Source organism: Ensifer sp. ENS08 (genome assembly GCF_014852195.1).
GTDB classification, from domain to species: Bacteria; Pseudomonadota; Alphaproteobacteria; order Rhizobiales; family Rhizobiaceae; genus Ensifer; species Ensifer adhaerens.
Genome location: NZ_JACVBF010000042.1, coordinates 1 through 2,262 on the forward strand (window position 1 = coordinate 1; position 2,262 = coordinate 2,262).

The 2,262-nt window shown below is 58.1% G+C and carries 2 protein-coding genes; both read right to left on the reverse strand.

What is annotated here, in order from left to right:
* Nucleotides 1–105 precede the first annotated feature (105 nt).
* The gene (locus IB272_RS34385) at nt 106–990 is read right to left on the reverse strand and encodes a site-specific integrase (RefSeq protein ID WP_210339567.1); all 885 of its coding nucleotides are present in this window, start codon (nt 988–990) and stop codon (nt 106–108) included.
* Between the two features lie 221 nt (nt 991–1,211).
* Entirely contained in the window at nt 1,212–2,249 is a 1,038-nt protein-coding gene (locus tag IB272_RS34390) for a porin (protein WP_192445886.1), read from the reverse strand.
* Between the last annotated feature and the right edge of the window lie 13 nt (nt 2,250–2,262).

Below are 2,262 nucleotides of genomic sequence, written 5' to 3' on the forward strand. Positions count from 1 at the left end.
AGTCAGAATCGGAAGGTTTTCCGCATCTGACTGGGTCGGCGCCCAAGCGAAAACTCAGCATAATCGGGCTCACGGTGGTCATGCTGAGGGATTGGTAGAGGGGTGTTATTTCAGATGGCGTTCAAGCACCGGTACGCACATGTCGAGATCGTGCGAGGCCAGATGCGCATATCGCATTGTCATCTCGAGCGTCTGGTGACCGAGCCACATCTGAACTCGCCGGAGGTCGATGCCGCCGCGCACGAGACGAGACGCGCAGGTGTGCCGTAGGACATGCGGGACAATATCCTCTTCCGCGCCTAGTCCGGCCTCTTGTTTTGCTGCGTTCCAGACCGCACGATATTTCTGAGGGTCAACCGAAGAGAATGGTCCGGGAGACCTGTCCGCAAGCGCCTCCATCGCCCCTTTCGTTCTGGCGGTGAGCGGCACAGTGCGACTGCGACCGGATTTGGTGACCCAGAATGTCACGCGGCCCTCATAAATATCGTTCCATTTGAGAGCGATGGATTCGCCGAGGCGCGCGCCGGTGTCCACCAGGAATATGGAAAGCTGCAAATAGAGTTCCGATCGGTTGCCGATTTCTCGGAACAACGCTTCCTCTTCGGCGGCCTCTAGAAAGCGGAGGCGTCCGGCTCTTTCTTTTTGTCGCTTGAACTCGGGCAAACTGTGGATGTCACCCATCTTGTACGCTTTCCGCAGCAACTTGCTCAGCGCCGCCATCTTCCTGTTGATGGTTGCGTTGCTGTTGCCGCGTTTGCGTAATGCGCCGATGAGGCTGTCGAGCATGTCTTGTGAGAACGTTGTGAACCTGATGCCGATCAAAATCTCGTCAAGTTCGCCGATGAAGGCCTTTACGTTATATTTGTGGCTGCCCTCTTCCCACAACACATCGGCATAACGCTGAAGCAGTTCGCCCAGAGTGGTTTCCTTCACCACTCCGATTGGGCGTTGCGGGCTAAAGCTGTAGTTCACTTCATATCCCGAACGCATGTCCGGAAAGCTGAAGTCGCCCGCTTGTTTTTCAGCGTCCTGTCCCACGCTCGCAGTTCCCTCTCTTCTCGCAAATGAAGCGGAGAACCGGCTGCGTTCAAGCCAACATACTCACCTTTGGGCGATTGCGGTGGCTCGATAACATGCAAACGTTGCGAAACAGCAACAGCCCGCAACTCGAAAGAGCTGCGGGCCACGCTTCTGACCGAGGTCAGACGATATTAGAAGTCGCGCTGCAGGCGGACGAAGCCGAATACCTGATCGTCAGCGTTGTCAGCATCTTCGTACTGGACCGACACGCGGGTCGCGAGACCTTCGGTGATCTTGTAGTCGAGCGTGACGCCAGCGCGCCATGCGTCGTCACCGCCGAAGCCGAAGTTGCCGTCGTTCAGGTTGTCGAAGTACTGAACGCCGGGGGTGATGGCCAGCTTGTCGGTCGCGTTGAAGCGGTACGACGCAGCAACGGTCCACTCAGAGCGTGCCCAGTAAGCGTTCGGGTTCGAAGCCCAGATACCAGCGAGCTGGAAGACGCCCGGGCCGAGGTCAGCCGAGAGCAGAGCGCGGATTGCGCCTTCTTCGAATTCAGAGTCGTAACCGCCGAGCAGGTCGAAGGAAACGCCGCCGAGCGAAGCCGAAACGATACCGGAAACGCCAACACCGTTAGCCTTGGTCGAGGCACCTTCGAGTTCGTCAACCGAGATACCGGCCTGGAACGAACCGCCGTCATAGAGATAGGCGATCGAGTTGAACTCGGTGACGTTGCCGAGCGAGTCGGTTTCGCCGTTCAGGCCCTTATCCCACCAGTTGTAGAAGAAGCCTGCCTTGAGGCCACCCAGCTGGATGTAGGCTTCGTCAACGTCGATCAGGCTGTCGCCATCGTCGGTGTCGTTGTCGGCGTTGAACTCAGCTGCGAAGAAGCCGGTGAGCGTGCCGTACTCGGTGTCGCTCTTTGCATCGAACGAGATGTAAGCGCGCGAGAAGGAATCCCAGTCCGACGTGGACTGACCGTCGTAATCTTCCTGGTTCCACTTGTTGTCTGCGGCGTCACGGCCGAAGTCCGTCTGGAAGCGGATGAAGCCGCCGATCTTGAGGCAGGTTTCGGTGCCCGGGATGTAGAAGTAGCCAGTGCCGAAAGCGTCGCAAACGCGAACGTATTCCATGGGCTCCGGCTCGGCTGCGACGATTGCGTCGGCTGCCTGAGCGCCGGAAACTGCTGCGAGAGCTGCAGCGGAGCCGAGAAGAAGGCTCTTGATGTTCATTTCTGACCTCCAG